The 1,119-nt window shown below is 63.2% G+C and carries 1 protein-coding gene; it reads left to right on the plus strand.

Annotation, left to right across the window (positions count from 1 at the left end; all coding sequences use genetic code 11):
• The first annotated feature begins 341 nt into the window (after window positions 1–341).
• A complete protein-coding gene (locus L995_RS04690) occupies window positions 342–710 on the plus strand; it encodes a hypothetical protein (protein ID WP_017407525.1) in 369 nt (122 codons plus the stop codon).
• Window positions 711–1,119 lie beyond the last annotated feature (409 nt).

Genomic DNA, 1,119 nt, shown 5'->3' on the forward strand with positions numbered 1-1,119 from the left:
GTTGGTTAGAATACCGGCCTGTCACGCCGGGGGTCGCGGGTTCGAGTCCCGTCCACTCCGCCAGATTCCTTGTGCAGACCCTCGTGTTTGCGCAGACAAGAAGCCACCGCAAGGTGGCTTTTTTGTTTCTGGTTGTTGCAGTTTTCGGTGTGACTTCTTCACATGGAAAGCCTTTGTGCACAAAACACGATCTATTGCCCAGATTTTTTAAGGGCAAACCCGGAACTTTCCCTCAACATTCGTAACAATAGACGGTGTCCTGTTTGCAGGGCGTCCATCTTTCACCGACTCGTCTGCCCCGCTCCATGCGCCTTGCGCCATCGTTTGTCTTTTCGTTGCTGATGCTGCTGTCCATCTTCTGTGGGCAGGTGGCAGCTTCGGCATCTTCCGATGGGTTGGAAGGCGATGGCCTGCTGGCGCACCATCCCGTCGTGACCATCGATGAGGAATTCCTCGAGGAACTCGCGGAAGTGGAGGAAGACGACGAGACCGAGTTTGCCGAGCTGACGGCACACAGCGGCAACAAGCGCCAGCTGCTGGCCCTGCTGGCCTGCGGCGAGGACCGTTCCGCCGAGATGTACTGGCCGCCCGAGCCCATCGCCGTGCAGGTGGTGTCGCTGTGGGCCCCGCCTTCGACCTATTCCCAGGCGCACCTGTCGCCCGCCCCGGGCCAGCTGCTGCGCCCTCCAAGACCTTCCCTGCTCGGCTGACCGCATATTGCGGCGCAGGCATGCCTTGTGCCCCTTGCGCCCCTTGTCGGCTGACGCATCCCACTGCCTGATCACTGCTCGTGCGCGCCTTGCTGGCGTGCACGCCATGCCGTCGTCCGCGCGCTGACTGCGCACGGCGCGGCCATGCCCGTTCCTGCGTGGTCCGCAGGGAAGGGCCCATCTCTTACTCAACCCCTCGACTGTCGCTTTGCGGCAGATGCATGCCATGGTGAATCCAACGGTATTGGCGGGAATGGCCCCCGCCCGTTTTCCATCCTGTTCGCGCAAGGTCCTGCAAGGCGCGATCTGCAGCCTGCTGGTGGGCTGGGGTGCTGGCGCTTCGGCGCAGGCCCATCCCCCTGGCAAGCCCCAGGCGTCCCAGGCGCCCCTGACGCAGGCGGCTCCGGCC

This window comes from Delftia sp. ZNC0008 (assembly GCF_000799035.1).
GTDB lineage: Bacteria > Pseudomonadota > Gammaproteobacteria > Burkholderiales > Burkholderiaceae_C > Comamonas > Comamonas tsuruhatensis.